The sequence below is a fragment of the Thiocystis violacea genome (assembly GCF_016583575.1).
Taxonomy (GTDB): Bacteria; Pseudomonadota; Gammaproteobacteria; order Chromatiales; family Chromatiaceae; genus Thiocystis; species Thiocystis violacea.
Map to the genome: position 1 here is coordinate 1 of NZ_NRRG01000163.1, position 738 is coordinate 738.

At 58.1% G+C, this 738-nt stretch carries 2 protein-coding genes; both read right to left on the reverse strand.

Annotated elements, in window-relative coordinates; translation table 11 throughout:
• Positions 1 to 85: 85 nt before the first annotated feature.
• Positions 86 to 562: a DUF29 domain-containing protein gene (locus CKO27_RS23980; RefSeq protein WP_200377415.1), complete on the reverse strand. Its 477-nt coding sequence runs from the start codon at positions 560 to 562 to the stop codon at positions 86 to 88.
• 34 nt (positions 563 to 596) lie between these two features.
• Entirely contained in the window at positions 597 to 728 is a 132-nt protein-coding gene (locus tag CKO27_RS23985; RefSeq protein WP_420825870.1) for a transposase domain-containing protein, read from the reverse strand.
• Positions 729 to 738: the final 10 nt, after the last annotated feature.

The following is a 738-nucleotide window of genomic DNA, read 5'->3' on the forward strand; positions in this document are numbered from 1 at the left end:
CGGCAATAGATGTGTGGAAGTAACGGATCCAGGCATCGGTGTAGAATCGTGATGACAGGCATCGGGGGTCTCCTGGGTGGTTTCGTCACTTCCCAAGGACCACGATCCCCTGTGCCTGTTCATTGTCGCGCCGCAACCATTGTTTAAGTCTTTGTTTAAAATATAAATAGCTAGGGGATGCCTCAGGGTCCAGGCCGGTTTCGCGGATGGCCAGATCGCGACCATCTTGCCAGCCGGTGTCCAAGGTATCGGCGAGATACGCCGGGTTCTTGAGCCCTGGATTCTGACGCAGCAGCTTGCTCAATTGGTCGCGCTGGGTCTTGGCGGTATTGCGCCAGATCTTCTCGTTGGTGCGGGTGCGATCAAGCTGCACCTCTAATTTGAGCAGGTGCCCGATGAGAATAGCCAGCCGATGAGCCAGTTCGCGTTGCTCGGATTTGCCCATATCGGCCACCTCTTCGGCCAGATGCTCCAGGTCCAGCAACTCCAGGCGGCCTTGCCGGAGATAGGCGGCCTGCTCCTGGGTCCAGGTGAAGTAGTCTTGCTGATAGCTTGATGGCATGACCGATCTCCGTCAGTCGTAAGCGTCCGGCCAACTACAGGATTGACCCAACCGGCTTGATGTCGTCCATTTTCAGGTTGTGCGGCAGGAGAGCCGCGATGGCCTCTGGGGTCTTGGCCGCTGGCAGGTGCTCGAAGAGGTGGTTGAGGTAGGCCCAGGGCTCCAGGCCGTTGGCT

Coding starts and splice junctions, on each gene's coding strand:
- CKO27_RS23980 (WP_200377415.1), bottom strand. CDS start 562: ATGCCATCAAGCTATCAGCAAGACTACTTCACCTGGACCCAGGAGCAG.